Genomic DNA, 24993 nt, shown 5'->3' with positions numbered 1-24993 from the left:
GCGGCTCAATGAATTGCTGAATTAACTGCTGCAACTTAAAAGTTGCTTTGGTCACTTCATCAGACATTGAAAATCAAAAATTGTTTTTGATGCTCGATGCTGTGAGTGCCCACACAGATTGCTTGATTCAAATTGTTAAAGAGCGTGGCGCTTGTCGCGCTGAGGTGGCGTATAATACCTTCCTCACTTCGAAAGTCAAGCGCTTGTTTTCGCTTTTCTTTCGGCGCTGGCTTCACGAGAAAGCGAGCTCATCAGGTTGGCGTGTTCTGCCGTGCTGGTGAGGGCGCATTATAGGGAGGCGCGTCGCGATGACAAGGCTTTTTTTGAAGAAAGTCACGGAAATCTCAAATTATCCAATTAGAAACAGCTTACTCAGTGTATATATACAACGTTATCCACAACCCAATGATTTCAGACCCCTTTTATCATCATTTAAGTGGGTCTTCCTCCCGCAAGGGATGCCATACTGGAACGGATAATGTGTCCCGAATGGTCCATGGTAGCGCCCGGCTGGAAAGCTGGTTACCATGGAGGTGAATAGAGTGTTGCACCTTTTTTGCTTTCATTTACAAAAGGTCTTTAAAGATGAATTTATCCAAGTTTCCCGTTTATGTGCAGGCAGCCATCCTTGCCCTGGTGTTGGCACTGGTTGGTTATCTGGTTGCCCAGGCACTGCAATTTTCTTTGAAAGCCGAAGTGATTTTTGCTGTGGGTCTGGCCATCGGCGGTTTCGTGGTACCGCTGTTCCTCAACAACCGTGCGCCCGCCGGCGCCACTGAACAGGCCTCCAATCAGGAGACCTGCACCTTATATGTAGGCAACCTGCCATACCGTGCCAATGAGATAGCCGTGCGTGAACTGTTTGCCGAACAGGGCCAGGTGATCTCAGTTCGTCTGATGAAGGACAAGGCCACCGGCAAGCGCCGGGGATTTGGTTTCGTAGAGATGCCTGCTGCGGACGCCGCCAAGGCGATCGCCGCGCTCAACGACAAGGAGTATCAGCAGCGTACTCTCAAGGTGCGCGAAGCCAATGACAAGCGGGATAAAGATGAACGAGAAGGCAACGAGGTTGACGCCTGATCGGCAACCGATCGTTTGTTAGAACCTGACCTCTTCGAGAGATGACAGCCCCCAAGCTTGCAAGGGGGCTGTCAGTTTCTGGGTCTGGGCATCCAGCCGGGTGCAATAGGCGCTCCCCCCGACATCTTCCATCCGCGTCGGTGTAGTGACCAAACCAGTCAACAGGTGAGCCACCCGTTTGGCAACCGCACTGCCGGAATCCACCAGTTGGCACGCAGGCATCAACTGCCGTATCTCTTCATCCAGCAACGGGAAATGGGTACAACCCAACACCAGGGTATCCGGGTGTTCTTCCCCTTCCAGCCAATCCGCCAGCACCTCCCGCAACAGCGCCATATTGACCGGCAGACCCGCCAGCTTGCGTTCGGCCTCGATGACCAGCTCGGTCGCCCCCTTGAGCAGCACCCGCTTGCCCGGCGCAAACTGGGCGATGAGCTCGTGGGTGTATTCACGGCTGACGGTACCCGGTGTCGCCAGCAGACCGATGCAACCGTTGCGGGTGAGCGCGGCCGCGGGCTTGATGGCAGGCACCACCCCTACCACGGGAATAGCCAGAGCCTCGCGCAGGGCAGGCAGCGCTATGGTGCTGGCGGTGTTGCAGGCGATCACCACCAGATCGATATGATGACGAGCCACCATGGTAGTGACCAGTCGGGTGCAGGCAGCAATCAGGGCAGGCTCGCTCAGCTCACCATAAGGGAAGTTGGCGTTGTCGAAGCAATAGAGATAGTTGTGTGCCGGCAATGCGCGGCGGATCTCGCGGTAGATGGTCAGCCCACCCATACCGGAGTCGAACACGAGAATATTGGCCACTTGAACTCCCCTTTGGTGCAAGTCGGCGATCATACTCCCGCCCACCGCCAATAGAAAAGGCCCCACCAATGGCGGGGCCCCTCATTTATACAATCACGGTCGGGATCAGAGTGAGTAGTCGACCGTCACGTAATAGGCACGCTCGTCGGCCGGGTAGCCCACCGCAGTCTGGTACTCCTTGTCCAGCAGGTTGTTGATCTTGCCGGAGACCTTCCAGGAAGGCGCGACCTGATAACCTACTGCCAGGTTCCAGACACTGTAGCCCCCCAGCTGGGTCGTGTTGGCCGCATCGCCATAGCGCTCGCCCTGATAGATCCAGCTCAGGGAGCCATCGAACTGCTGCCACTGTGCCTGGGTCACCCACTTGGCCCCCTTGCGGGAGATCAGCTGCAGCTGTTTGTCGGTCACCTTGTCCTTGGGATCCTTGTACTCGGCAGAGACCCGGTGGCTCAGCCAGCCGGTGCCAAATTCCCCTTCCAGCTCGACACCCTCGATCCGCGCCTTGCCAACGTTCTGAGGGCTCCAGAGGCTGTTGGAATCACTCGGATTAGTGGGTGCCCACTGGATCATCTGCTCGAAGTCGTTGCGATAACCGGTCACACGCCACTCGACGCCGGCAGTCTGGCCATCGAGCATCAGCTCGCGGCTCTTCGACTCTTCCGGCTTCAAGTCAGGGTTGCCTGAGCTCGGGTAGTAGAGGTCATTAAAGGAGGGTGCGCGAAAGCCGGTACCGTAACGGGCACTGAGGCGATAATCCTCCGCGAAGCGCCAACCAGCCCCGGTCTGCCAGGTGTTGTGACGACCAAACTGCTTGTTGTCGTCACTGCGACCGCTCAGCTCGGCCTGCCACGTCTGGTTGTCAAACTGGGCCAGAGCATAAAGCCCGGTGTTGTCGCGCTCGTTGGCATCGCTCGGGAAGGCGGTGCCGGAGGAGCGGGAACTGGCATCCAGCATGTCGCGCTGCCAGTCGGCGCCGCCACCCAGGGTCCAGTTCTCGTCCAGCTTGACGTTGTTGACCCAGTTCAAGGTGTACTGACGGGTATAGAGCCGGTCAGTGGCCTGATCGCGGCCGCTGCTGTCCGGGTAGTCGTAGGCATCCTGTTTGGAGAAGGCACCGCGCAGTTCACTCAGGTAACGCTCGTCGTGATAACGGGCCCCCAGCTGGTAGCTCTGGTTCTCGGTCCAGGTTTCGTTGCGCTGATGGTAGGCCGGGCCCCAGGCAGAAGCGGCGGACGATCGGTCGTACTGGGCAATGTTGCGGAACCAGCGAGTCGTGCCGAACAGATCCCAGTTGCCGGTCAGCGCATGCTGATAGTCCAGCATGGCGTTATAGCCCCGGTGACCGTGCTTGTCGCCATCGTTCACCCCTGCGATGGGGTGGACGTTGTAGCCGGTCTCGTCATCGAAGCCCCCGGCAACCTTGAGCTGGCCAGCTTCACCGATCTGGCTGGCGCTGCTGAAGGCGGCCTGGCGCTGTTTGTGGGAGCCGGCACCGACATTGAATTTGTGCTTGTTGGTCGCGGGATCGGGACGGGTGATGATGTTGATCACCCCGCCGATGGCATCCGAACCATAGATAGTGGCACGCGCGCCGCGGATATATTCGATGCGCTCCACCTGATTGAGCGGCAGGTTGTTGAGCTCCGTCATCCCGGCGGTCAGAGAGGCGCTACGCACCCCGTCCACCAGCACCAGGGTCTGGGAAGAGGTGCCGCCACGCACCCGCAGCGAGCTCAGCTGGCCACGGCCACCATTGCTCACCACTTCCACGCCGGGCAGGGTCTTGACCACATCGGTCACAGTCTGGGCTTGCAGACGGTCAATCTCGTCACGGGTCACCACGTTGACGGGAGCCAGCACACTGGAGGCAGGTTGGGCGACACGGGTGGCGGTCACCACCATGGTGGGGTTGACGGGGATGGTCAGTGGCTGGGCAAAGGCCGCCGTTGGCAACAGGGCAGCCGCCAATAATTTCTTGGACATGAGAGATCCTTAAGTTCGCGTAAGCATCTACTTCGTGGCCGGTTTCTCTCGGCCCGAAATACGAACTTTGGCAGGTCTTCGGGCTGGGGGGCTGATGGCCTACGGCGACGGCTTCCCACCCGATGGCAGTGCCCTGATGTCGCTTCGTTCCCCCTTACCGCTGCGCGCCAGCTCCGGATTTTCACCGGATTCCCTATTAAGCATGATGCGCCAAAGCGCAGGGATTATAGGCAGAGCAGAGGTGGATGTATAGCCATCCAGATTTCTATTTCTTGCCACCCAATGCCGCCAATCTCTGCTTCGCCCCTGCCATCACCGCCTGCACACCGGGATGGGAGAGGTGGCGACCGGCCGACACCAGATAGTAGGAGAGCGTCACTTCGGTCAGGGTTGCAATCCGTTCGACACCATAGAGCCGCGCAATCTCCTCGGCCATGGCCAGCGGCGCCGGGAAGATCCCCATCCCCGCCTTGCCGAACGACTTCATCAGAGTCGAATCATCGAACTGGCCGACCAGGTGGGGATGAATGCCCTGCTGCCGATACCAAGCCAGCAGGCTGTCATGGGTCGCCGACTTCTCCCCCGGAATCAGCAGCGGCAGCCCCTCGAGGGAGGCGGGAAAGCCCTGTCGTGCCCGGGCGGCCAGCTCGGGGCTGGCAAACAGCGCCAAGGGGCTGCGTCCCAGCTCGTGGTTGTAGCCACGCACCCCGCTGTCGGGGGGAAGCGGGCGATCGATCAGCACCATGTCCAGCTTGTGGCTGGCCAGCTCGCTGAACAGCTGCTCCGCCCGCTCTTCATGGCACACCAGGCGCAGCGGGGTGGCCAGCGCCATGGCGGGCGCCAGCAGCTCGAACGCCAGGGTGCGGGGGACTGAGTCGGCGATCCCCACCTGCATGGTCAGCTCCTGGCTGGCGTGGCGCAGGGTATGCTCGAGATCGGCGCCGAGCGAGAAGATGGCGCCAGCCTGCTCGAGCGCCTGGCGACCGGCGGCGGTCAGGGCAAGCCGCCGCCCCACCCGGTTGAACAGCGCCACCCCGAGGGAGAGCTCAAGCTCGGCCACCTGACCGCTGACGGTCTGCGGCGTGAGGTGCAACTGTTCGGCAGCCCGCGTCACACTACCGCTGCGCGCCACGTGCCAGAAGTAATAGAGCTGTTTATAGTTGAGCATCGGGTCCCTTATCAGTTTCTACCGAACAATCATCAATCAAAATCTGATTTTATCGAAACATCTTGCACTCTAGCATGCAACCACCCTGTGAATTGCCTCCTGCGAACTCCCATGCTGGATGTTGTTGTACTCTTTTTCCTGTTTGGCCTGCTGGCCGGTCTGGTGCGCTCCGAGCTCAAGCTGCCGCCCGCGCTCTACGATACTCTCTCCCTCTTTCTGCTGCTGGCCATCGGCCTCAAGGGCGGCGTCGGCCTGGCGCAACAATCCCTGCAACCCTTATTACCGCAACTGGCGCTGGTGATCCTGCTCGGCATGCTGCAGACCCTGGCCGGGTTCGCCGTGCTACGCCTCAAGATGAACCGGGTCGATGCCGCCGCCACTGCCGCCCACTACGGCTCGGTCAGCGTGGCAACCTTTGCTGTCGGGGTGAACTGGCTCACCGAGCGCGGCATCAACTTCGAATCCCAGCTCTCCATCTTCCTGGCGGTGATGGAGATCCCCGCCATCCTGGTCGGCATCGTGCTGGCCCAGGGGATAAGTCGGCAAACCCGCTGGCGCCGGCTGGCCCATGAAACCTTCCTCGGCAAGGGGGTCACCCTGCTGCTGGGCGGCATGGCCATCGGCTATCTGGCCGGTCCCGACGGGATTGCCCCGCTCAAACCCCTGTTCGTCGACCTGTTCAAGGGGGCGCTGGCGTTGTTCCTGCTGGAGATGGGCCTCATCGTCGCCCGCCAGTGCCAGGACTTGCGCCGTCACGGCCTGTTCCTGCTCGGCTTCGCCCTGCTGATGCCGCTCGCCTCGGCTGGCCTCGGCCTGGTGATCGGCCAGCTGATGGGGCTCTCCCTGGGTGGCCTGACCCTGCTGGCCACCCTGGCAGCCAGCGCCTCCTATATCGCCGTGCCGGCCACCATGCGCATCGCCGTGCCTCAGGCCAATCCGGGCCTGTCGCTCAGCGCCGTGCTGGGGGTCACCTTCCCGTTCAACATCATGCTGGGGATCCCGCTTTACCACAGCTGGGCCCGCCACTTCACGGAGTAGCCACATGCAGACCGAGATCCGCACCCTGCTCACCGTCATCACGGAAGCGAACCTGGAACCCACCCTGCTGCGCACCCTCACCCGCGAGGGGCTGCGCGGCTACACCATCACCGATGCCAGAGGCCGCGGTGACCACGGTGAGCGCAACGCCAGCTGGAGCGAGAGCGGCAACATCCGGCTAGAGGCGATCTGCAGCCGCGAACAGGCGGAACGCCTGCTCGCCCACCTGCAGAGTCGCTACTACCCCGACTATGCCATGGTCGCCTTTTTGCAACCGGTCGAAATCGTGCGACCCGAAAAATTCTGAGCCGGCTTGCCGGCTCTTTTTGCCAACCAGAGACAAACGTTTGACTGCAAGGAGTCATAGCCATGAATACCCCTCCCCTGATCGGCCTGGTAATGGGATCCGACTCCGACTGGCCCGTGATGCAGGCCGCCGCCCGCATCCTCAAGGAGCATGGCGTCCCCTACGAGGCGCGCGTGGTCTCGGCCCACCGTACCCCGGATCTGCTGTTCGAATATGCCGCCAGCGCCCGTGAGCGTGGCCTGCGCGCCATCATCGCCGGCGCTGGCGGCGCCGCCCACCTGCCGGGCATGGTGGCCGCCAAGACCACCCTTCCGGTGCTGGGTGTGCCCATCCCGACCCGCCAGCTCAAGGGGATGGACTCCCTGCTCTCCATCGTGCAGATGCCCAAGGGGGTGCCGGTCGCCACCTTCGCCATCGGCGAAGCGGGCGCCGCCAACGCCGGCCTGTTTGCGGTCTCCCTGCTCTCCGTCGCCCTGGACGGCGATGCCCCCCGCTACCAGCAGCAGCTCGACGGTTTTCGCGCCAACGAACGCGACCGGGTGCTGGCCCTCACCCTGGAGGACCCGGCATGATACTACCACCCGCCACCCTCGGCATGTTGGGGGGCGGCCAGCTCGGCCGCTACTTCGTGATGGCCGCCCACCGTCTCGGCTACAAGGTGGTGGTGCTGGATCCCGATCCCACCAGCATCGCCGGCGCGGCATCCGATCACCATATTGTCGCCGCCTATGACGACCCGACGGCGCTGCACGATCTAGCCAGCCGCTGCGCCGCCGTCACCTGCGAGTTCGAGAACGTGCCGGCCACCGCCCTGGCCCTGCTGGAGCAGTACCAGCCGGTACGACCGGCCGCCGGTGCCGTGCGCATCTGTCAGGATCGCCGCGAAGAGAAGGCCTTCCTGAGCAGAGCCGGCATCCCGGTCGCCTCCCACCAGACCCTGCAGCCGGGTGAGCCGCTGCCCGAGCTGCCGGATCACCTCTTCCCCGCCATCCTCAAGACTGCCCGCGAGGGGTACGACGGCAAAGGCCAGTGGACCATTCAGGCCGCCGACCAACTGCCAGCAGCGCTGGCCGCCAGCGGCGTCCCCTGCGTGCTGGAGAAGCGCCTGCCGCTGGAAGGGGAATTTTCCCTGACCCTGGCCCGCAGCCCGAGCGGTGCCATCGGTGCCCTGCCGCTGGTGCAAAACTGGCACAGCGGCGGCATTCTGGATCAGACCCGCTCCCCGGCCAACGTGCCGGCGCTGGAGGCCGATGCCAGACGCATCGCCGAGCAGCTGATCGCCGCCCTCGACTACGTCGGCGTGCTGACGGTGGAGTTCTTCCTGGTGGCAGACAAACTGCTGGTCAACGAGCTGGCGCCCCGCCCCCACAACTCGGGCCACCCCAGCCTCGACAGCGCCGAGTGCAGCCAGTTCGAGCTGCAGGTGCGCGCCCTGTGCGATCTGCCGCTGCCCACCCGGATCGCCGTGCGTCCCGCCATGCTGCTCAACCTGCTGGGAGATCTCTGGCAAAACGGCACGCCCGACTGGGCCGCCCTGCTGGCACTGCCCGGCGTGCATCTGCACCTCTACGGCAAGGGAGAACCCCGCCCCGGCCGCAAGATGGGCCATGTCACCATCACCGCCGCCGACTGGCCAACGGTGGAAGAGACCTGCCAGCGGGTGCGCCAGCTGTTGGGGCTGCCGCCACGCTGAGCCCTGAGCCGCGCACAAAAAAAGACCCGGGCCTGGCCCGGGTCTTTTCATTGCTTGCTGCGGTAAGAAGGTGATCAGGCCCGCTCGACCGATACCGGCGCCGGCAGGCGGATGGTGAGGGAGAGCACCAGCGCCACCACCAGCAACACCAGGATCAGGTTGAAGGTCGCCATGAAGCCGCCGAACAGGGAGGCCACGATGGAGCCGATGATGCTGCCCAGACCAAAGCCCAGATAGATGACGCCGTAGTTCTTGGTCAGGTTGTTGAGACCGAAGAAGTCGCTCACCAGCGAGGGGTAGACGGTGATGGTACCACCGAAGCTGAACGCCACGCAGGCCACCGCCACGAAGAAGAGGTTGGCGTTGAGCGGCACGAACAGCAGCAGCGCCATGCCGGCCAGGGTAATCAGCTGGGCGATGGTGATGACCCGGATGCGGGACATCTTGTCGGAGAGGATCCCCAGCACCAGCCGGCCGCCCAAGTTGGCCATCGCGATGATGGCAACGGCGTTGGCGGCGACCACGGCCGGCAGGCCCACCATGTTCTCGCCGATGTCCTTGGCCACGCCGATGACGTAGAGACCGCTCATGCAGGCGGTGAGGAACATCAGCGCCAACATCCAGTACTGCGGCTTGCGCATCGCCTCGGCCAGGGTGAAGTCGCGGCTCTCGCTCTGCTGCACGGCAGCGGCCTGCTTGGGCGCATCCTTCATCAGCATGCCTCCCACCAGCACCATGGACATGGCGATCAGCCCCCACAGCTGGAAGGTGGTCTCCAGGCCGTTGCTGGAGAGCAGCAGCAGGTTGATGTACTTGAAGCCCAGGCTGCCGAGGCCATAGGCACCGATGGAGCAGGCGGAGATGAGCCCCTTGCGCTCCGGGAACCACTTCACGCAGTTGGAGAGGGTCATCAGGTAGCCGGTACCGTCGGCAAAACCGACCAGGATGCCGGCGCAGAGGTAGAGCATCGCCAGGTTGCTGGCGTGGGCGGTGAGGAAGAAGCCGATGCCGAGCAGCACGCCGGCCCCCAGGGTGACGTTGCGCACCCCGAACCGCTCCTGCAGCTTGCCCGCCAGGGAGGAGGCCACCGCCAGGGAGAGGCTGAGCAGGCCGAAGGCGAAGGCGACCTGGCTGACCGGCTCGTCCAGCTTGTCGGAGAGCTGGGCGTTGAACAGGCTCCAGGTGTAAACGGATCCCAGCGCGAACTGGGTGATGATGGTCCCCAACAGGGTGAGGTAGCGGGTGCGATTCATCTCTTTGGTCATGATGCGTCTCGGTCAATGGCCTTAAGGAAACTGGGGCCACTATAGGCAAGACGCCACTCCCGCCGACCGATTAAGGCATGAAATGCAGATCGGCGGGAATGAATGACAATCAGAGCCGCATCAGCTGACGGAACGCCTTGATGTTGCTGCGGCTGACCGGCACCTCGAACGGCAGGTCATGGAGCCGGATGAGATAGGTGCTGTTGAACCAAGGCACTATCTCGCGGATCTTGTTGATGTTGACGCAGTAGGAGCGGTGACAACGGAAGAACCCCTCGGCAGGCAGCCGGCTGACAAACTCGCTGAGGGTCATGGTCATCACGTAGCGATCATCGCGGCTGTAGACATAAGTGAGCTTCTCGTCGGCTTCCGCGTAATAGATCTGCTCGCAGGGGGTGACTATGATGCGCTCCCCCTTCACCAGATTGACGGTGCGATTGTGCGGCGCGCCCGATTCGTTCCCCTGCCCCGTCTGCGACTTGCCCGCCAGCTCGAGCTTTTGCAGCAGGCTGATGAGGCGCGGTTCGTTGTAGGGTTTGAGGATATAGTCGAACGCCTCCAGCTCGAACGCCTCCACCGCAAACTCCTTGTAGGCGGTGACGAAGACGATGTGGGGCGGATGGCTCGACTTGTGCAGGTTCTTGGCCAGCAGCAGGCCGTCGATGGAGGGGATCTGGATATCCAGAAACACCACGTCCACCTCGTGATCCTGCAGGTATTTGAACGCCTCCAGCCCGTCCTCGAAGCTCGCCACTATCTCGATCTGGCTGTGCTGATTCACCAGATAGATGAGCTCCTCGCGGGCGAGGTATTCGTCTTCCACTATGATGGCTTTCAGCATGGCATCGACTCCTGATCCGGCAGATAGAAACTCACTTCGGTACCCGGCTCCAGCCGCTTGAGGTGCAGGCCGTCGCCATAGAGCAGCTTTACCCGCTGATGCACGTTCATCAGGCCGATGCTGCGGCTCTCCACCCGCCCGGCGGCGACCCCATCGATCACCTCCTGGCTGATGCCGTAACCGGTATCGCGCACCGCTACCCGAATGCCGCCCGCCAGCTGTTTCACCTCGATGGTGACCCTGCCCGGCGCACTGCGGGGCTGGATGCCGTGCAGGATGGCGTTTTCCACCAGGGGCTGCAACAACAGGCTCGGCACCTGGATGTGCACGTCGTCCACCTCGAATACCACCTCCAGCTTGTCGCCGAAGCGGGCCTGCTCGATGGCCACGTAGTCGCGCACCTGCTGCAGCTCCTCCTGGATGTCGATGAGGGTGTCCCCCTTGTTGAGGTTGTAGCGCAGGTAGTCCGCCAGATTGGCTATGAGCTGGCGCGCCTGCTGGGGGCGGATGCGGATCAGCGACGAGATGGCATTGAGGGCGTTGAACAGGAAGTGCGGGTTGATCTTGCTCTGCAGCGCGGTGAACTCCGCCTTGCGGGTCATCTCTTTCAGTTGCTCGATGCGCGACACCTCCATCTGGGTGGAGATGAGCTGGGAGAGGCCCACCGCCATCTCCTTGAGGGAACTGGTGATGCTGTGGGTGCGGCGGTAGTAGATCTTGAGGGTGCCACTGACGGCGCCGTTCTCCCGCAGCGGAATAATGATGACCGAGTGGAAATCGGAGAGGTGGTACTGGCGTAGATCGTTGTTGATGATGATCTGGTCCAGCAGCACCGCCCGCTGGGTCATGGCGCTGATGGCGTGGTGCTCGTCCAGCTCGTAGTAATCCTTGCCCACCCCCACATAGGCCAGCACGTCGCGGGTGTCGGTGATGGCCACCGCATCGGCGCTGATCTCGCTGCGAATGATGCCGCACACTTGGCTCAGTGAGTGACGATCGATGTTCTGGAAAAACGGCAGCGTCTTGTTGGCGATGTCGAGCGCCAGCTTGGCCTGCTTGGCGGCGATCAGCTCCTTCTCGTCATCCAGGTCCTGCACCAGCTTGATGATGAGACCGATGCAGAGCGCCCCGGCGATCATCGGATAGGCGATGTGGCTGACGATCTCGACCCCCACGGCGTGGGGCTCGGTCAGTTGCCAGATGAGCAGCATGGTCAGCCCTTCGCAGGCCATCCCCGCCAGGATGCCGTAGAGCCAGAGCCGCGACTTGCGGCAGCGCAGGTGCAGCCAGGTCGCCAGCAGACCGGCGATGATGCTGGCGATGAGACACGGGATAGATGTGTGGCCATCCATGTCGATGAGATAGCGGTGCAGACCCGAGATGACCCCGGCCGGAATGCCGACCCAGGGGCCGAACAGGATGCCGCCCGAGATGATGGCGATGATCCGCACGTTGATGAGGGCCCCCTCCACCGGAATGCCGGTATAGGTGCTGAACACCGCGAACAGGCAGAAGATGGCGGCCACCAGCACCAGTTCGGCCGGGGTGTGGTCCCGCTTCTGGAACAGCCGCTGGAACGGCCGGGTACGGGTCAGGAAGAACAGGGTCATCAGCATCAGCGCCGCCCGTTCGAACACCGCCAACAACATCATCTGATTTTCGAGCATGAGACCATCCGACCGATTGCAACCAGGGAACACAACTGAATTATCTCTCGCCATGACACGTGGAAGGCAAGCATGAGGGACTGATCCCCTCATGATAAAGCGCAGTAGTTTACCCCAGCCGACCGGATAGGGAAGGCCGCGACTCCCCCGGACGGGTGTGACCCCTTGTCGGGGTCAGGATGACAGCGTGGCCAGCCTGGCGGCGAAGCCCATGAAGAAGAGGCCGATGAGGCCGTTGCCGAGTCTGGCGAGGCGTACCTTGCGTGCAAAGAAGCGGGCCATCAGGGTGCCGCCGAAGATCAGCAGGGTCAGATAGACGAAGCTCATGGCCTCCAGCATGCTCGCCAGCACCAGGTAGGAGAGCCAGGTGTGGGCATAGTTGAAGTCGACGAACTGCACGAAGAAGGAGACGTAGAACAGGATCGCCTTGGGGTTGGTGAGACTCAAGGTAAGCGCTTTGGAGAAGTAGCGCTCGCCGTGCTCGACCACGGACGCCTGCCCTTCCCGCCTGGCGATAAAGTTGGCGTGCAGGATCTTCACCCCGAGATAGAGCAGGTAGATGGCCCCCAGATAGCGCACCAGGGTGAACAGCAGCGGGGTGGTGCGAATGAGGGAGGCGATGCCCAGATAGGCGCAAAAGATCAGGATGGCGTCGCCGACGAAGACCCCGAGGGCCGCCTGGTAGCCCGGGCCGACGCCGCGGCTCGCCCCGGTGCGCAGCACATAAATCGAGTTGGGCCCCGGCGCTATGATGATGAAGAAGAGCCCCACCAGATAGGTCCAGACATTGATGACACCCAGGCTCTCAAACATGGCGCGCCCCTCTGGACTTGGAAAACAGCCCGCTCAGGCAGGTCCAGACATTGATGACTCCCAGGCTCTCAAACATGATCCCTCCATGGCGGGTAGCGACCCACATAATGCGACGACGAGGTTTCTATACTAATCCTCCGCCCGCCGAGCACAAGCACAAGCACCGAGCAATGATCCGTTCATATCTGGACTGCACATCCCCGCACTCATCACTTTGTGGTGTCCAGACGCATCGGGATCAGGCATGGTAAGCCATATCCAGATTCACAGAACCCGCCCTCATGGAAAAGAGCCTCAGTACCGATCAACCACTCGCCGCTGCTGCCGCGCACGATGCCTTGAATCGCACCAGCTATCCGGTGATCGCCGCCATCAGTTTCTCGCACCTGTTGAACGACATGATGCAGTCGGTGTTGCTGGCCATCTATCCGCTGCTCAAGCTCGGCCTCAACCTGTCATTCGCCCAGATCGGCCTCATCACCCTCACCTACCAGTTCACAGGTTCGCTGTTGCAGCCGCTGATCGGCCTCTACACCGACCGCCGGCCCATGCCCTATTCATTGCCGTTCGGCATGGGCTTTACGATGATCGGCTTGCTGTCGTTGTCGCAGGCAGCCAGCTTCGGTGCCGTGCTGCTGTCGGCCATGCTGATCGGTATCGGTTCGTCGGTGTTCCACCCGGAATCGTCCCGGGTCGCTCGCATGGCGGCCGGCAGTCAGCCCGGGCTGGCCCAGTCGCTGTTCCAGATCGGCGGCAACCTGGGGTCGGCCATAGGCCCGCTGCTCGCGGCGCTGATCATAGTGCCACGGGGCCAGGGCAGCGCGGCCTGGTTCTCGCTGTTCGCCCTGGTCGGCGTCATCGTGCTCAGCCTGGTCGGGCGCTGGTCCAGCCACCACGTCGCCAACTTCCATAAACGGATGAAGGCGCACCTCGGTCACGGCCTGAGCCGCCGCCAAATCGGCTGGTCGCTGACCATCCTCGGCCTGCTGATGTTCTCCAAATTCTTCTACATGGCCAGCCTGAGCAGCTATTACACCTTCTACCTGATGGACAAGTTCAGCCTGTCGCTGGACAGCGCCCAGCTCTATCTGTTCGCCTTCCTGTTTGCGGTCGCGGCAGGTACCGTGCTCGGCGGGCCGATCGGTGACCGCATCGGTCGCAAGCGGGTGATCTGGATCTCCATCCTCGGCGTCGCCCCCTTCACTCTGCTGCTGCCCCATGTCGACCTGTTCTGGACCTCGGTGTTCTCGGTCATCATCGGCCTGATCCTGGCCTCGGCCTTCTCTGCCATCCTGGTCTACGCCCAGGAGCTGGTCCCCGGCAAGGTCGGCACCATCTCAGGCCTGTTCTTCGGTATCGCCTTCGGCATGGGGGGCATAGGGGCGGCTCTGCTCGGCCAGCTCGCCGATGCCACCAGCATCGAGACCGTGTACCAGGTCTGCGCCTATCTGCCGCTCATCGGCCTGCTGACCGTGTTCTTGCCAACCCTTAGAAAGGGATAGCGGGCCACCCCGCGAGGGATGCAACCCATAAAAAACGCGGCCTGAGCGGCCGCGTTTGAAGTGGATGAGAGCGATGGTTGGTCAGCAGTACTGGCCAGCCACCCAGCCGGAGGACCAGGCCCACTGGAAGTTGTAGCCACCGAGCCAACCGGTCACGTCCACCACCTCGCCGATGAAGTAGAGACCGGCCACCTTGCGCGCCTCCATGGTCTTGGAGGAGAGTTCGTTGGTATCCACTCCCCCCAGGGTCACCTCGGCGGTGCGATACCCCTCGGTGCCGTTCGGCAGGATCTGCCAATCCCCCAGCAGGGTGGCCACTGCCTCCAGCTCCCGCTCGTTGTACTGGCGCATTGGCTTGTTAATCAGCAGACCCAGCTCCACCAGCTTGTCGACGAAGCGCTTGGGCAGCTCGCGCCCCAGCACGGTTTTCAGCTCCTGGGCCGGATGGGCCTGGACCCACTCCCTGAGGGCCGCCGGGATGTCCAGCTCCGGCAGCAGGTTGATGTGGATCTTCTCCCCCGCCAGCCAGAAGGAGGAGATCTGCAGGATGGCTGGGCCGGAGAGACCGCGATGGGTGAACAGCATGGCCTCCTTGAAGCAGGTGCCATCCTCGGCGGTCACCGCCACCGGCAGGCTGACCCCGGCCAGATCGGCGAAGGCCTCTTTATCTGCCTGATGCAGGGTGAAGGGCACCAGCCCGGCACGGGTCGGCAGCACCTTGAGGCCGAACTGCTCCGCCAGCTTGAAGCCGTAGGGGGTGGCACCGAGTTTCGGCATGGAGAGGCCGCCGGTGGCCACTACCAGCGAGTGGCAGGTTATCTCACCCTGACTGGTGGTCAGCACGAAGCCCTCTTCGCCCTTGCTGACGGTGAGGATCTCAGTCTGGAACTGCAGGGCCACGCCCGCCCAGTCGCACTCGGTCAGCAGGATGTCGACGATCTCCTTGGCGCTCTCGTCACAAAAGAGCTGGCCCAGGGTCTTCTCGTGATAGTTCAGGCCGTGCCGGTCCACCAGATCGATGAAATCCTGCTGGGTGTAGCGCGCCAGCGCCGACTTGCAGAAGTGGGGGTTAGCCGAGAGAAAGGCGTGGGGACCAGCCTGATGGTTGGTGAAGTTGCAGCGGCCGCCGCCGCTGATGAGGATCTTGCGGCCCGGCTTCTTGGCGTTGTCGAGCACCAGCACGGAGCGGCCCCGATAACCAGCCTGGGCCGCACACATCAAGCCGGCCGCCCCGGCGCCGATCACCACCACATCAAACTGCTTCATCATCACTCACCCATCAAAAGAAAAACGGCCCCTGTTCAAACGAGAGACCGTCATTGTACCCGGCAGAAACCAGCCCAGTGGTTTCAGGGTATCTGCAACAGAAAACGGCCCCTGTTGAGAGGGGCCGTCATTGTACTGGCTGAACACTAAGTGTCCACGACTATCAGGCGCTGGTGCCATCCATGATGCTGGCCGGGGCGCCCTTGGCCAGCTCGGCCAGCTCCTTGTCGATGAAGTAGAGGCCCTTGCCGTCCTCGCCCACCAGGCTCAGACGATCGACGATGCTCTTGAACAGCTTCTCCTCTTCGTGCTGCTCGGCCACGTACCACTGCAGGAAGTTGAAGGTGGAGTAGTCCTGGGTGGTGAACGCCACGTGAGCCAGGCCGTTGATGCACTTGGTGATGTGGTATTCATGCTCGAGGGTGGTGCGGAAGATGTCGCCCAGGGACTTGAACTCGTGGGGAGGGGCATCGATGGCGCCCAGCATCGGCATGGCACCGGTCTCGCTCACATAGGTGAACAGGCGCTCCATGTGCTGACGCTCCTCGACGGCGTGCTGGCGCAGGAAGGTGGCCGCCCCCTCGAAGCCCTTGTCCTCGCACCAGGCGCTCATCTGCAGGTAGAGGTTGGAGGAATAGAATTCAAGATTAATCTGCTCGTTCAACTTCTCGATCATGGCTTTGGCCAACATGATGATTCTCCACTGTGATTTGGTCACGATTGTCGCCACAGTTTCGTTATGAAGCAACCAGATACCGCTGCCCGAGCTCTCAGTTGTGACAGCTTTTCGCCTCATCCTATCCCCCATACGGTTATAGAGAAGCAAAGAAACATGGTGTAGGTGGATTCAGCCATTATGATGGCGCCAGTGGTCGGGGAAAGGATTCAATGAGATTCATAATGGCACTGGCGCTGCTCTGGATGACCCAGTTGCAGGCAGCTCCCTCCTTGCTGAAAGAGGCTGAATTGCAGGCGGCGCGCGATCCCGTCGGCTATCTGCAGCGCCTCGACGCCAGTCCCCAGCAGGATATGGAACTGTTCTACGCCAGGTCCCTGGCCCAGGCCGCGCTGGGGCGCTATCCACAGGCCCTGCTCGACAACGCCCGGGCCCGCGGGCTGGCCAGCGCCCAGCAGGAGACCCTGCGCCTGCTCGACTTTCGCTTGCAGCAGATCGCCCTCACCCTGGACACCGAGGCGCCGGATCAGGCGCTCACCCTGCTGGAGCAGCTCAGACCCGCCGTCGCTGGCCATCCGCAACAGACCTCGGAGTGGCACGCCCTGAACGGGCTCGCCCTCTACCGCACCCAGCAACTGAGCCCGGCCATCGCCGAACTCAAGACCGCCTTTCGCCTCAAACAATCGGTACCGGACTCCCCCATCGCCAGCTTGCAGTGTGCCCGCCTGCTGATGACCCTCGGCAACCTCTATGCCGACCTGAACCTGGCGCGGGAAGCCGAAGGCTACTATCTGGAGGCGCTGCAACGCATGGTGCAGCTGGGCGAGCCCAACAGCCAGATCATCATTCGCGCCAACATGGCGCGGCTCTACATCGATACCGATCGACCCACCCAGGCCAGGCGGCTGCTGGACAACCTGCTCAGCAACCCGGATCTGGCGCCGGATTACCGAGCCATCATCCTCGGCTATCAGGCCATGGCGCTCAACGCCCAGCACGACTGGGCCGGCGCCCTGCGCACCCTGGACGAGGCACAGGCGTTGTATCGGCAGCTGGGCTACCCGGAAGCCGGCACGCGCCTGCAGGAGACCCGGGCCCGGGCGCTGCAGGGTAGCGGCGAGAAACAGCTGGCGCTGCAGGTGCTGACCAGCCAGGGGAGTGCGGGGGCCGCCAGCAAGGCGCTGCAGGCCAGTCTGCTGGCGGACCAGGGGCGCTACCCGGAGGCCTACCAGGCGCTCAGCGAATACGTCAGCGACTACAAGCAGCACTTCAACCAGACCCTGAGCCAGCATGCCGCCGCCTTCCAGGCCGAGATGGATCTGGCCCGCAGCGAGGCCAGCAACCGGGTGCTGCAGCAGGAGAACGAGAACAAGCGCCAGCAGCTGCTGCATCAGCAGAGTGCCCGCCACTACCAGCTGATGCTGGTCGGCTTGCTGGCCGGGGCCCTGCTGCTGCTCGGGCTCACCACCCATCGACTGCACCGCAGCTCACGCCACCTCTACAAGCTGGCCACCTTCGATCAGCTGACCGAGTTGCCCAATCGCCGTGCCCTGCTGGAGCGGCTGGCCAGCCGCTGGCAGCAGGAGGGGCCGCTCACCCTGATCATCATCGACATCGATCACTTCAAGCAGATCAACGACCGTCACGGCCATCAGGCGGGAGACAGGGCCATTCAGCGGTTGGCGCGGGAGCTGAGATCCTGGGCGCCCGACCTGCAGCTGGTCGGGCGCTGGGGTGGCGAAGAGTTTCTGGTAGCGGTGCCGCTGCCGGCGGCGGATTGCTGGTATCTGGCAGAGCAACTGCGCCAGCGCATCGGCCAGATCGAACAGCCGCGCATGACCATCAGCATCGGGGTGGCCGGCCGCTCGGCCGCCGATGACGGGCTGGGCCAGCTCATCCACCGGGCCGACATGGCCATGTATCAGGCCAAGCGCCAGGGCCGCAACCAGACCATACTGGCCGCGGAGCCTGGCAGCCCCGAAGAACCGGAGGCACTGGCCAGCAGCGTGGCCTGAGCCGCAGCCTCCCCTGACTCAGGGCTGCAGCTCGGTGAGGGAGGCGACATCCACCGGCTCGCCATAGTCCACCCCCGCCAGCTCGAAGCCGTTGAGCTGCATGAAGTCCTGCCGCAGCCCGGCAAAATCCCCCAGCGCGTGGAAGTTGTCCGGCGTCACCTTGGACCAGAGCGCCGAGACGGCGGCCTGCACGGCCGGGTCGAGCTCGTGGTCATCCATCCGGATCAGCCGGTTGCCATCAGCCACCACCCCTTGCGGGCCGTACATCTTGCCGGCGAACAGCCGCTGCATCTGCTCGATGCAGCCTTCGTGCACCCCGCGCTCCTTCATCACCCCCATCAGCAGACCCAGATAGACAGGCAACACGGGAATAAAGGCGCTCGCCTTGGTCACCAGCGCCTTGCACACCGACACCCAGGCGTGGCCGCCGATCTCCGCCAGCTGCAGGTTGATGGTCTCGGCGGTGGCGTGCAGGTGCTCCTTGGCGTAACCGATGGTGCCGTCCCGATAGAGGGGATAGGTCGATTCGGGGCCGATATAGGAGTAGGCCACCGTCTGGGCGCCAGGCGCCAAGCAATCTGCCTGCTGCAGCGCCTGCAGCCAGAGCTGCCAATCCTCGCCCCCCATCACGCTGACGGTGTCGCGGATCTCCTCCGGGGTGGCCGGATCCAGCGACTGCTGCACCAAGGTATCGTGTTCCAGATCCAGCCCCCAGCCTCGAAAGGGCTGGCCGGTGGTCTTGAGCACGGAGCGCACCTGCGTGCCGTCCGGCAGTACCCGGATGCCGCTCGCCAACGAGTAGATCACCAGATCCACCTGCCCGAGCTGCTGGCGGATGACATCGATGGCCTGCTGACGCATCTGGTCTGAGAAAGCGTCGCCAATCAGGTTGATGGCCACGCGGCCAGCCTGTTCCGCCTCCGTGCGAAACCAGATGTTGTTGTACCAGCCAGCGCTGCCCAGGCCCTTGTCGGAGGGGCCGCGCTCGAACGACACGCCAATGGTGTCGGCACCGGCCCCGAAGGCCAGGGCGATGCGCGACGCCAGCCCGAAGCCGGATGAGGCACCCAGCACCAGCACCCGTTTCGGCCCGTTGAACGGGCCCGCCGCCCGGATCCGCGCGATCTGCTGCAGCACGGCGGCGCGGCAGCCGATGGGGTGACAGTTGCGGGCGACGCAGCCCTGGATTTGCGGATGAATGATCATCAAGGAGTCTCCGGGAAAGGAACACGACAACAGGAACGGCCGTGGGACGCAGCGGCGCGCCACGGTTTGCCAAGGGAACTGGCTACAGCATAACCAAGCGGGGCGGGATTACCTTGATGTCGGGCGGAATATCGGCGGGAAGAGGGCAGAAAAACAAAAGGGAGCGCGAGGCTCCCCAAAGCGGTATTCAGATGCTTTTTGTTGTTTTGTGTTCATTGCGAAACACGGGCACATCCTATGCCTGTCACCGGCTACGGGCAAGCCAGCGGGTGTGACCTGCTTCAAACTCCTGTTCGATTTATCGCCAGTTTATTGCCCATCATCGACAGAAAGCTCCATAGGAAACTCTTTTAAATCCCAAAACTGTGCCGGGGACACCATTTTAGTTTCAGCAGACATTGGTATAGTGGGCTCAGGATCAGTGAGGAGAACTCCCATGAATGGAACCTATTACAAACACATACTGGCCGCGATCGACCTGTCGGAAGACAACCGCAAGGTGATCGAGAAGGCGGTCGACCGGGCCCGCTCCAACGGCGCCAAGCTGTCGGTGATCCATGTCGATGTGGACCTCAAGGATCTCTACACCGAGATGATCGATATCGACATCGACAACGTGCAGGACCAGGTGATCGCCGAGGCGAAAGAGAAGCTGGAAGCCTTCTTGGCGTCGGTGGACTACCCCATCGAGAAGAAGCTGGTGATCTGCGGCGATTTGAGCGAGCGGGTCAACCAGGCGGTCAGGGATTACCAGATCGACCTGCTGGTGTGTGGCCACCGCCAGAGCTTCTGGAGCCTGCTCACTTCGAGCGCGCGCCAGCTGATGAATACCGTGCCCTGCGATCTGCTGGTCGTCCCCTTGCAGAAGTAACTGAACAGGCGTAGTTTGATTTGCCATGAATATGACCTCGTTCAATCACAACTACTGGTGGTGCTGCTCTTAAACAGGCGGCACTGCTTTTCTATGTAAAATTTCCCAAAGAAAACACCGTGACCGCCGAGAGGCGGTCATTGTTTTCATCCCTTTGTCGCCTCCCGGCTCACCCAACTGGAGAGAGTGACATGCACAACCCCGTTATCCTGACCGGCGACCGGCCCACCGGCAAACTGCACATCGGCCACTACGTCGGCTCGCTGCGCCAGCGCGTGGCCGCCCAGCACCATTACCGCCAGTTCGTGATGATCGCCGATCTGCAGGCGCTGACCGACAACGGCCACAACCCGGCCAAGGTGACCGATCACGTGCTGGAGGTGATGGCCGACTACCTGGCCGCCGGCCTCGACCCGGCAAAGACTACCTTCTGTCTGCAGAGCGCCCTGCCCGCCCTCGCCGAGCTGACGACCTATTACCTCAACCTGGTCAGCGTCGCCCGACTGGAGCGCAACCCCACCGTCAAGGCGGAGATCCAGCAGAAAGGGTTCGAGCGCAGCCTGCCGGCCGGCTTCCTGATCTATCCGGTCAGCCAGGCCGCCGACATCACCGCCTTTCGCGCCACCCATGTGCCGGTGGGCGAGGATCAGCTGCCGATGCTGGAGCAGACCAACGAGATAGTGCGCCGCTTCAACTCTCTAGTGGGCAAGGAGGTGCTGACCGAGTGCCAGCCCATTCTGAGCGACACCGGCCGCCTGCCCGGCATCGACGGCAAGGCCAAGATGTCCAAGTCCCTCGGCAACACCATAGAGCTCGGCATGTCGAGCGACGAGATCAAGCAGGCGGTGTTCGCCATGTACACCGACCCCAATCACCTCAAGGTGAGCGATCCGGGTCAGGTGGAGGGCAATACGGTGTTCGCCTATCTGGATGCCTTCCACCCCGACAAGGCACTGGTGGCCGAGATGAAGGCCCACTACCAGCGCGGCGGGCTGGGGGACATGCGCTGCAAACAGGTGCTAAACGACTGCCTGCAGACCCTGCTCGCCCCGATGCGGGAACGGCGCGAGGCGGCCATCGCCGACAAGCGCCAGCTGCTGCGCCTGTTGCAGCAGGGCACCGAGCAGGCGCGCGCCCTGACCGACGAGGTGCTGGCCGAGGTGAAGGGGGCGATGGGGCTCGACTACTTCGCCGGATTGAACTGATCCGCCCCACGCTGCGCCGGGCTGCCGAGCGCATCCGCGCCGTAGCGCTCGAACGCCAACCGGTGCAACAACCCCTTGAACCAGCCGATCGCCTCGTCATGGGCGGTGAGCGGGTGGCCCGCCATCAGATAGACGATGGGGATGTCGGGGTCCAGCTGGTGCAGCCGCAGCGGGTAGTAGCGGCAGAAGTGGCGCCCGATCATTTCGGGCACCACCACCAGATAGCGACCGGTGGCCATCAGCGGCGGCACCGCCATAAAGCTCGGTAATCGGACACCCAGTTCACGTTCCACCCCGAAGCGGGCCAGCCAGAGATCCACCATGGCCTGGCTGTGGCCCCAGCTGGAGGTGTGGATGTGGGGCCGACTGACCAGATCATCCGGCCCCAGCACATCCGGCAGCTCGCTGCCAAGGGGCGACAGACAGACCAGCGGGTTGTTGAACCAGGGTTCGCGCCACAGCCGGGGCGAGAGGTGGTTGGCATCGGCGAAACCGATCACCAGATCCAGCTCCCCCTTCTCCAGCTCCCGCTCATAGTCGCTGTCCGCCAGCTCACACACCTCCAGCCGGCAGTGAGGGGCATGCCGGTGCAACCGCTCCACCAGCGCCGGCACCAGACCATGCTCCACCGAGCCCGGAGTGGCGATGCGAAAGATCCGCCGCGCGCTGGCGGGATCGAACCCCTTGGCCTGCCGCAAACCCTGCTCCAGCATGGCCAGCGCCTGGCGCACCGGGCCGGCCAGCGCCTTGGCGCGCTCGGTCGGCATCATCTCGCGCCGGCTCATCACGAACAGGGGGTCGTCCAGCGCCGTTCGCAGCCGCCCCAGCGCATGACTGACGGTGGACTGGGAGAGGTGCAGCCGCTCGGCGGCACGGGTGACGTTGCGCTCCTGCATCAGCATGTCGAACACGGTGAGCAGGTTGAGGTCGAGGCGGGAAAGGGGCAGTTCCATCGATATTGGCCATGGTTGAATGACGACAATTCATTTTTGGCATAGTAGCAGATTGCATAGAATGCGCAGGCGAATTACATCGGAGATTAAAATGCGTAGCTATCTGTTGTTGCTGGCGATTGGCCTGTTGTGGGGCTCCCAGTTCATTTTCATGCATCAGGCCGTGACCGAATTGCCCCCCATCATGGTGGCAGCCGGTCGCGCCTTGTGTGGCAGCCTGACCCTGGGTCTGCTCTGCCTGTTCATGCGTCTCAAGAGCGAACACACCCCGTGGCGTACCTATATGCTGATCGCCCTGCTCGATGCCACCCTGCCCTTCATCATGGTGGCCTGGGGTCAACAGTATGTGGATAGCGCCATCGCCGCCGTGGTAATGGGTTGTATCCCGTTTGTCACCATCCTGATGGCACCCTTGTTGGTTTCTGGTGAAAAAATCACCAAGGGCGGTCTCGTCTCCGTGATCATCGGCTTCGTCGGCGTACTGGTGTTGTTCTGGCCGAAACTGGCCAGCGGCATGAATGCCGGCCTGCTCGGCGCCATGGCCATCCTGTTCGGTGCCAGCTGCTTCGCCATCGGCCTGCTGATGATCAAGCGCTTCGCCAAGGACCACCCTGTGGTCGTGGCACGCAACATCCTGATCTCCTCGGCCATCCAGCTGCTGCTGGCCGCACCGTTCGTCACCGATCTGAGCGCGCTCACCCTGCCGAGCCAGCAGGCCATCGGCGCCGTCGCGGTGCTCGGAGTGTTCTGTACCGGTCTGGTCTACTTCCTCTACATGGCGCTGATCCAGAAGGCGGGCCCGACCTTCGCCTCCTTCAGCAACTACCTGGTGCCGCTGTTCGGCGTCATGCTGGGTGCCCTGTTCCTCGGCGAGCAGATCCAGTCCACCACAGGTGTGGCACTGGCCCTGATCCTGGGCTCGGTCGCCCTCAACCAGTGGGCCCAGCAGCGCCGCGTCCAGCGGGAGGCTGCCCTATGTCAGGCATCCTGACCACGCTCTGCGGCGGCCTGGTGGTGATCGCCGGCTGGCAGTATCGCCGGCGGCTGGTGGGTCTGCTCGGGCTGTTGATGGTGCTGCTGCCCTGGTTCTTCGACAGCAAGCTGCAAGCCATGCTGAGCTATGCGTTGAGCGCCTGACCTCTGTTTCTGAATGTGTGACGAGAGTGTATCTCTCCTGTTTTTGGGACCGTTTTAAAAAAACCTCCGATTTGTCCCCTCTACCGGCGCTCTGCGCCGGTTTTTTTATGCCCGCCTGGCGGCCTTGCCGTCCCATCAGCCCAGATAGCGATAACTCAGCCGCTCGTTCTTGCGCGGCCCTGTGATCTGCCAGCCGAGCAGAAAACCGCCCTCGGCCGGCGTCAGCTCGGCGCTGTAGTGATCTTGGCCACACAGATGGGGTTCGGCGGTGAGCCAGCGACCATCCGTCTGAGGCAGCAGCTCGAACAGCACCACCGGCTGTTCATAGCGCAGATGAGAGAGGCGGATCCCCTGCTCGCCGCGCTGCCACCAGAAGCGATTGTGCATGGTCAGCACCCGGCCATGGGGCGTGGTATAGCGACCCGTCTCGACAAACAACCAGCCGCCCTGGTGATCGGTCACCACCACCTCCCCCTCGCCGCTGCCACTCCAGTCGGTGGCGGAGCCTGCCCCGTTGCTCGCGCTAAAGGAAAATGCTCCGATCTGTGGCAACTGGCGCCATAAACGCTGGATCACGGCTTCCTTCTCGGCCATCATAGCCCCCTTCAAAATTGACAACTGACGACAAATCAACCACATGAACTACTTGATAGGGGTTACCCTGCTCTGGTCATTCTCCTTCAGCCTGATCGGGGTCTATCTCGCCGGCCAGGTAGATGCCTACTTCTCGGTGCTGACCCGCATCGTGCTCGCCAGCCTGGTGTTCCTGCCCTTCCTGCGCCGCCGCTGGCTGCGGCCCGACCTGGTGGCCAAGCTGATGGCCCTCGGCGCCACCCAGCTCGGCATCATGTATCTGTTCTATTACCACTCCTTCCTGCTGCTGACGGTGCCGGAAGTGCTGGTGTTCACCATCTTCACCCCCATCTACGTCACCTTGATCCACGATCTGCTGGAGCGGCGCTTCAAGCCGGTCTATCTGTGGGGAGCACTGCTGGCGGTGCTGGGGGCGGCCGTCATCCGCTTCGACGGGCTGACCGAAAGCTACGTGCTTGGCTTCCTGGTGGTGCAGGGCGCCAACGTCTGCTTCGCCCTGGGTCAGGTGGGCTACAAGGTACTGCTGGCACGGGAGGAACAGCAACCACCACAACTGGCGGTGTTCGGCTGCTTCTATCTGGGCGCCCTGGCCGTGGCCCTGCCCGCCTGGTGGCTGCTCGGCACACCGCAATACCCCACCAGCGCCCTGCAGTGGGGCATATTGCTGTGGCTGGGGATCGGCGCCTCGGGCCTTGGTTACTTCCTGTGGAACAAGGGGGCGACCCAGGTCAGCAGCGGCGTGCTGGCGATCATGAACAACGCTCTGATCCCGGCGGGCCTGCTGGTCAACCTAGTGCTGTGGGGCAAGGATACCGACCTGCTCAGGCTCAGCCTGGGCGGCCTGCTGATGCTGGCCTCCCTCTGGGTATGCCAGCGTCATGGGGTAAGTGAACGCTGACT

The 24993-nt window shown here is 62.7% G+C and carries 24 protein-coding genes and 1 riboswitch; of the genes, 12 read left to right on the top strand and 12 right to left on the bottom strand.

Annotation, left to right across the window (positions count from 1 at the left end; translation table 11 throughout):
* Positions 1 to 585 precede the first annotated feature (585 nt).
* Positions 586 to 1080 (top strand): RNA-binding protein, encoded by a 495-nt coding sequence (locus AB5Y95_RS11855; protein WP_005306971.1) that lies wholly within the window; start codon positions 586 to 588, stop codon positions 1078 to 1080.
* Between the two features lie 18 nt (positions 1081 to 1098).
* Here AB5Y95_RS11855 and murI read toward each other — a convergent pair whose 3' ends face one another.
* From murI to AB5Y95_RS11840, 3 genes are all read right to left on the bottom strand, one after another.
* The gene (gene murI / locus AB5Y95_RS11850; protein ID WP_005306974.1) at positions 1099 to 1893 is read right to left on the bottom strand and encodes a glutamate racemase; all 795 of its coding nucleotides are present in this window, start codon (positions 1891 to 1893) and stop codon (positions 1099 to 1101) included.
* A 105-nt stretch (positions 1894 to 1998) separates the two neighbouring features.
* Positions 1999 to 3876, bottom strand: a complete 1878-nt coding sequence (locus AB5Y95_RS11845; RefSeq protein WP_368161154.1) for a TonB-dependent receptor — start codon at positions 3874 to 3876, stop codon at positions 1999 to 2001.
* A 51-nt stretch (positions 3877 to 3927) separates the two neighbouring features.
* Positions 3928 to 4106: riboswitch (cobalamin riboswitch) on the bottom strand.
* A gap of 35 nt (positions 4107 to 4141) precedes the next feature.
* Positions 4142 to 5044 (bottom strand): LysR family transcriptional regulator, encoded by a 903-nt coding sequence (locus AB5Y95_RS11840; RefSeq protein ID WP_010635666.1) that lies wholly within the window; start codon positions 5042 to 5044, stop codon positions 4142 to 4144.
* 111 nt (positions 5045 to 5155) lie between these two features.
* Here AB5Y95_RS11840 and AB5Y95_RS11835 point away from each other — a divergent pair, with 111 nt between their 5' ends.
* The 4 genes from AB5Y95_RS11835 (at position 5156) to AB5Y95_RS11820 (ending at position 8082) form a co-directional block, all read left to right on the top strand.
* Positions 5156 to 6082: a sodium-dependent bicarbonate transport family permease gene (locus AB5Y95_RS11835; RefSeq protein ID WP_368161152.1), complete on the top strand. Its 927-nt coding sequence runs from the start codon at positions 5156 to 5158 to the stop codon at positions 6080 to 6082.
* 4 nt (positions 6083 to 6086) lie between these two features.
* Positions 6087 to 6389 carry a hypothetical protein gene (locus AB5Y95_RS11830; protein WP_005306985.1) on the top strand — a complete coding sequence of 101 codons (303 nt, stop codon included), beginning with the start codon at positions 6087 to 6089 and terminating at the stop codon, positions 6387 to 6389.
* Between the two features lie 62 nt (positions 6390 to 6451).
* On the top strand, positions 6452 to 6961 hold the full coding sequence (gene purE / locus AB5Y95_RS11825; RefSeq protein WP_017785107.1) for a 5-(carboxyamino)imidazole ribonucleotide mutase: 510 nt from the start codon (positions 6452 to 6454) through the stop codon (positions 6959 to 6961).
* Positions 6958 to 8082 carry a 5-(carboxyamino)imidazole ribonucleotide synthase gene (locus AB5Y95_RS11820; protein WP_368161150.1) on the top strand — a complete coding sequence of 375 codons (1125 nt, stop codon included), beginning with the start codon at positions 6958 to 6960 and terminating at the stop codon, positions 8080 to 8082. Before purE ends, AB5Y95_RS11820 begins: the two co-directional genes overlap by 4 nt.
* A 74-nt stretch (positions 8083 to 8156) precedes the next feature.
* Here the strand turns inward: AB5Y95_RS11820 and AB5Y95_RS11815 are convergent, their stop codons facing one another.
* The 4 genes from AB5Y95_RS11815 to leuE all read right to left on the bottom strand — a co-directional run bounded on the left by AB5Y95_RS11815 (position 8157) and on the right by leuE (position 12668).
* Positions 8157 to 9347 carry an MFS transporter gene (locus AB5Y95_RS11815; protein ID WP_016348936.1) on the bottom strand — a complete coding sequence of 397 codons (1191 nt, stop codon included), beginning with the start codon at positions 9345 to 9347 and terminating at the stop codon, positions 8157 to 8159.
* Between the two features lie 109 nt (positions 9348 to 9456).
* Positions 9457 to 10188, bottom strand: a complete 732-nt coding sequence (locus AB5Y95_RS11810) for a LytR/AlgR family response regulator transcription factor (protein WP_368161148.1) — start codon at positions 10186 to 10188, stop codon at positions 9457 to 9459.
* Positions 10182 to 11855: a sensor histidine kinase gene (locus AB5Y95_RS11805; RefSeq protein ID WP_010635661.1), complete on the bottom strand. Its 1674-nt coding sequence runs from the start codon at positions 11853 to 11855 to the stop codon at positions 10182 to 10184. The genes AB5Y95_RS11810 and AB5Y95_RS11805 overlap by 7 nt, the downstream gene beginning before the upstream one ends.
* A gap of 174 nt (positions 11856 to 12029) precedes the next feature.
* Positions 12030 to 12668, bottom strand: coding sequence for a leucine efflux protein LeuE (gene leuE, locus AB5Y95_RS11800; protein ID WP_025202475.1), 639 nt, complete (start codon positions 12666 to 12668; stop codon positions 12030 to 12032).
* Between the two features lie 281 nt (positions 12669 to 12949).
* Between leuE and AB5Y95_RS11795 the strand changes: the two genes are divergently transcribed.
* Positions 12950 to 14170 (top strand): MFS transporter, encoded by a 1221-nt coding sequence (locus tag AB5Y95_RS11795; RefSeq protein ID WP_368161145.1) that lies wholly within the window; start codon positions 12950 to 12952, stop codon positions 14168 to 14170.
* 81 nt (positions 14171 to 14251) lie between these two features.
* On the opposite strand, the gene AB5Y95_RS11790 is transcribed toward AB5Y95_RS11795, so the two are convergent.
* Together AB5Y95_RS11790 and ftnA are read right to left on the bottom strand one after the other, a co-directional pair.
* The gene (locus AB5Y95_RS11790) at positions 14252 to 15436 is read right to left on the bottom strand and encodes an NAD(P)/FAD-dependent oxidoreductase (protein WP_368161143.1); all 1185 of its coding nucleotides are present in this window, start codon (positions 15434 to 15436) and stop codon (positions 14252 to 14254) included.
* Between the two features lie 163 nt (positions 15437 to 15599).
* Positions 15600 to 16127, bottom strand: coding sequence for a non-heme ferritin (gene ftnA / locus AB5Y95_RS11785; protein ID WP_368161142.1), 528 nt, complete (start codon positions 16125 to 16127; stop codon positions 15600 to 15602).
* Between the two features lie 209 nt (positions 16128 to 16336).
* Here ftnA and AB5Y95_RS11780 point away from each other — a divergent pair, with 209 nt between their 5' ends.
* The gene (locus AB5Y95_RS11780; protein WP_208200958.1) at positions 16337 to 18127 is read left to right on the top strand and encodes a GGDEF domain-containing protein; all 1791 of its coding nucleotides are present in this window, start codon (positions 16337 to 16339) and stop codon (positions 18125 to 18127) included.
* A gap of 18 nt (positions 18128 to 18145) precedes the next feature.
* Here AB5Y95_RS11780 and fabV read toward each other — a convergent pair whose 3' ends face one another.
* On the bottom strand, positions 18146 to 19333 hold the full coding sequence (fabV, locus tag AB5Y95_RS11775; protein ID WP_017783505.1) for an enoyl-ACP reductase FabV: 1188 nt from the start codon (positions 19331 to 19333) through the stop codon (positions 18146 to 18148).
* 436 nt (positions 19334 to 19769) lie between these two features.
* Here fabV and AB5Y95_RS11770 point away from each other — a divergent pair, with 436 nt between their 5' ends.
* Positions 19770 to 20204, top strand: coding sequence for a universal stress protein (locus AB5Y95_RS11770; protein ID WP_010635648.1), 435 nt, complete (start codon positions 19770 to 19772; stop codon positions 20202 to 20204).
* A gap of 191 nt (positions 20205 to 20395) precedes the next feature.
* Positions 20396 to 21409: a tryptophan--tRNA ligase gene (gene trpS / locus AB5Y95_RS11765; RefSeq protein ID WP_010635647.1), complete on the top strand. Its 1014-nt coding sequence runs from the start codon at positions 20396 to 20398 to the stop codon at positions 21407 to 21409.
* Here trpS and AB5Y95_RS11760 read toward each other — a convergent pair.
* Positions 21388 to 22362, bottom strand: coding sequence for a LysR family transcriptional regulator (locus AB5Y95_RS11760; RefSeq protein ID WP_011704088.1), 975 nt, complete (start codon positions 22360 to 22362; stop codon positions 21388 to 21390). The genes trpS and AB5Y95_RS11760 overlap by 22 nt on opposite strands.
* A 91-nt stretch (positions 22363 to 22453) precedes the next feature.
* On the opposite strand from AB5Y95_RS11760, the gene AB5Y95_RS11755 reads away from it, so the two are divergent.
* Both AB5Y95_RS11755 and AB5Y95_RS11750 read left to right on the top strand, forming a co-directional pair.
* Positions 22454 to 23353 (top strand): DMT family transporter, encoded by a 900-nt coding sequence (locus AB5Y95_RS11755; protein ID WP_010635645.1) that lies wholly within the window; start codon positions 22454 to 22456, stop codon positions 23351 to 23353.
* Complete coding sequence (locus AB5Y95_RS11750; RefSeq protein ID WP_017780345.1) at positions 23338 to 23499, top strand: hypothetical protein; 162 nt, start codon at positions 23338 to 23340, stop codon at positions 23497 to 23499. Before AB5Y95_RS11755 ends, AB5Y95_RS11750 begins: the two co-directional genes overlap by 16 nt.
* Before the next feature lie 135 nt (positions 23500 to 23634).
* On the opposite strand, the gene AB5Y95_RS11745 is transcribed toward AB5Y95_RS11750, so the two are convergent.
* Positions 23635 to 24093 carry a DUF6314 family protein gene (locus AB5Y95_RS11745; protein WP_368161138.1) on the bottom strand — a complete coding sequence of 153 codons (459 nt, stop codon included), beginning with the start codon at positions 24091 to 24093 and terminating at the stop codon, positions 23635 to 23637.
* A 43-nt stretch (positions 24094 to 24136) separates the two neighbouring features.
* Between AB5Y95_RS11745 and AB5Y95_RS11740 the strand changes: the two genes are divergently transcribed.
* Positions 24137 to 24991: a DMT family transporter gene (locus AB5Y95_RS11740; RefSeq protein ID WP_025202468.1), complete on the top strand. Its 855-nt coding sequence runs from the start codon at positions 24137 to 24139 to the stop codon at positions 24989 to 24991.
* The last annotated feature ends 2 nt before the right edge of the window (positions 24992 to 24993 follow it).

The sequence above is a fragment of the Aeromonas sp. R5-3 genome (genome assembly GCF_040908225.1).
Taxonomy (GTDB): domain Bacteria; phylum Pseudomonadota; class Gammaproteobacteria; order Enterobacterales; family Aeromonadaceae; genus Aeromonas; species Aeromonas dhakensis.
Note: the sequence above shows the minus strand (reverse complement) of the source record. Positions and strands in the feature narration are given on the sequence as shown.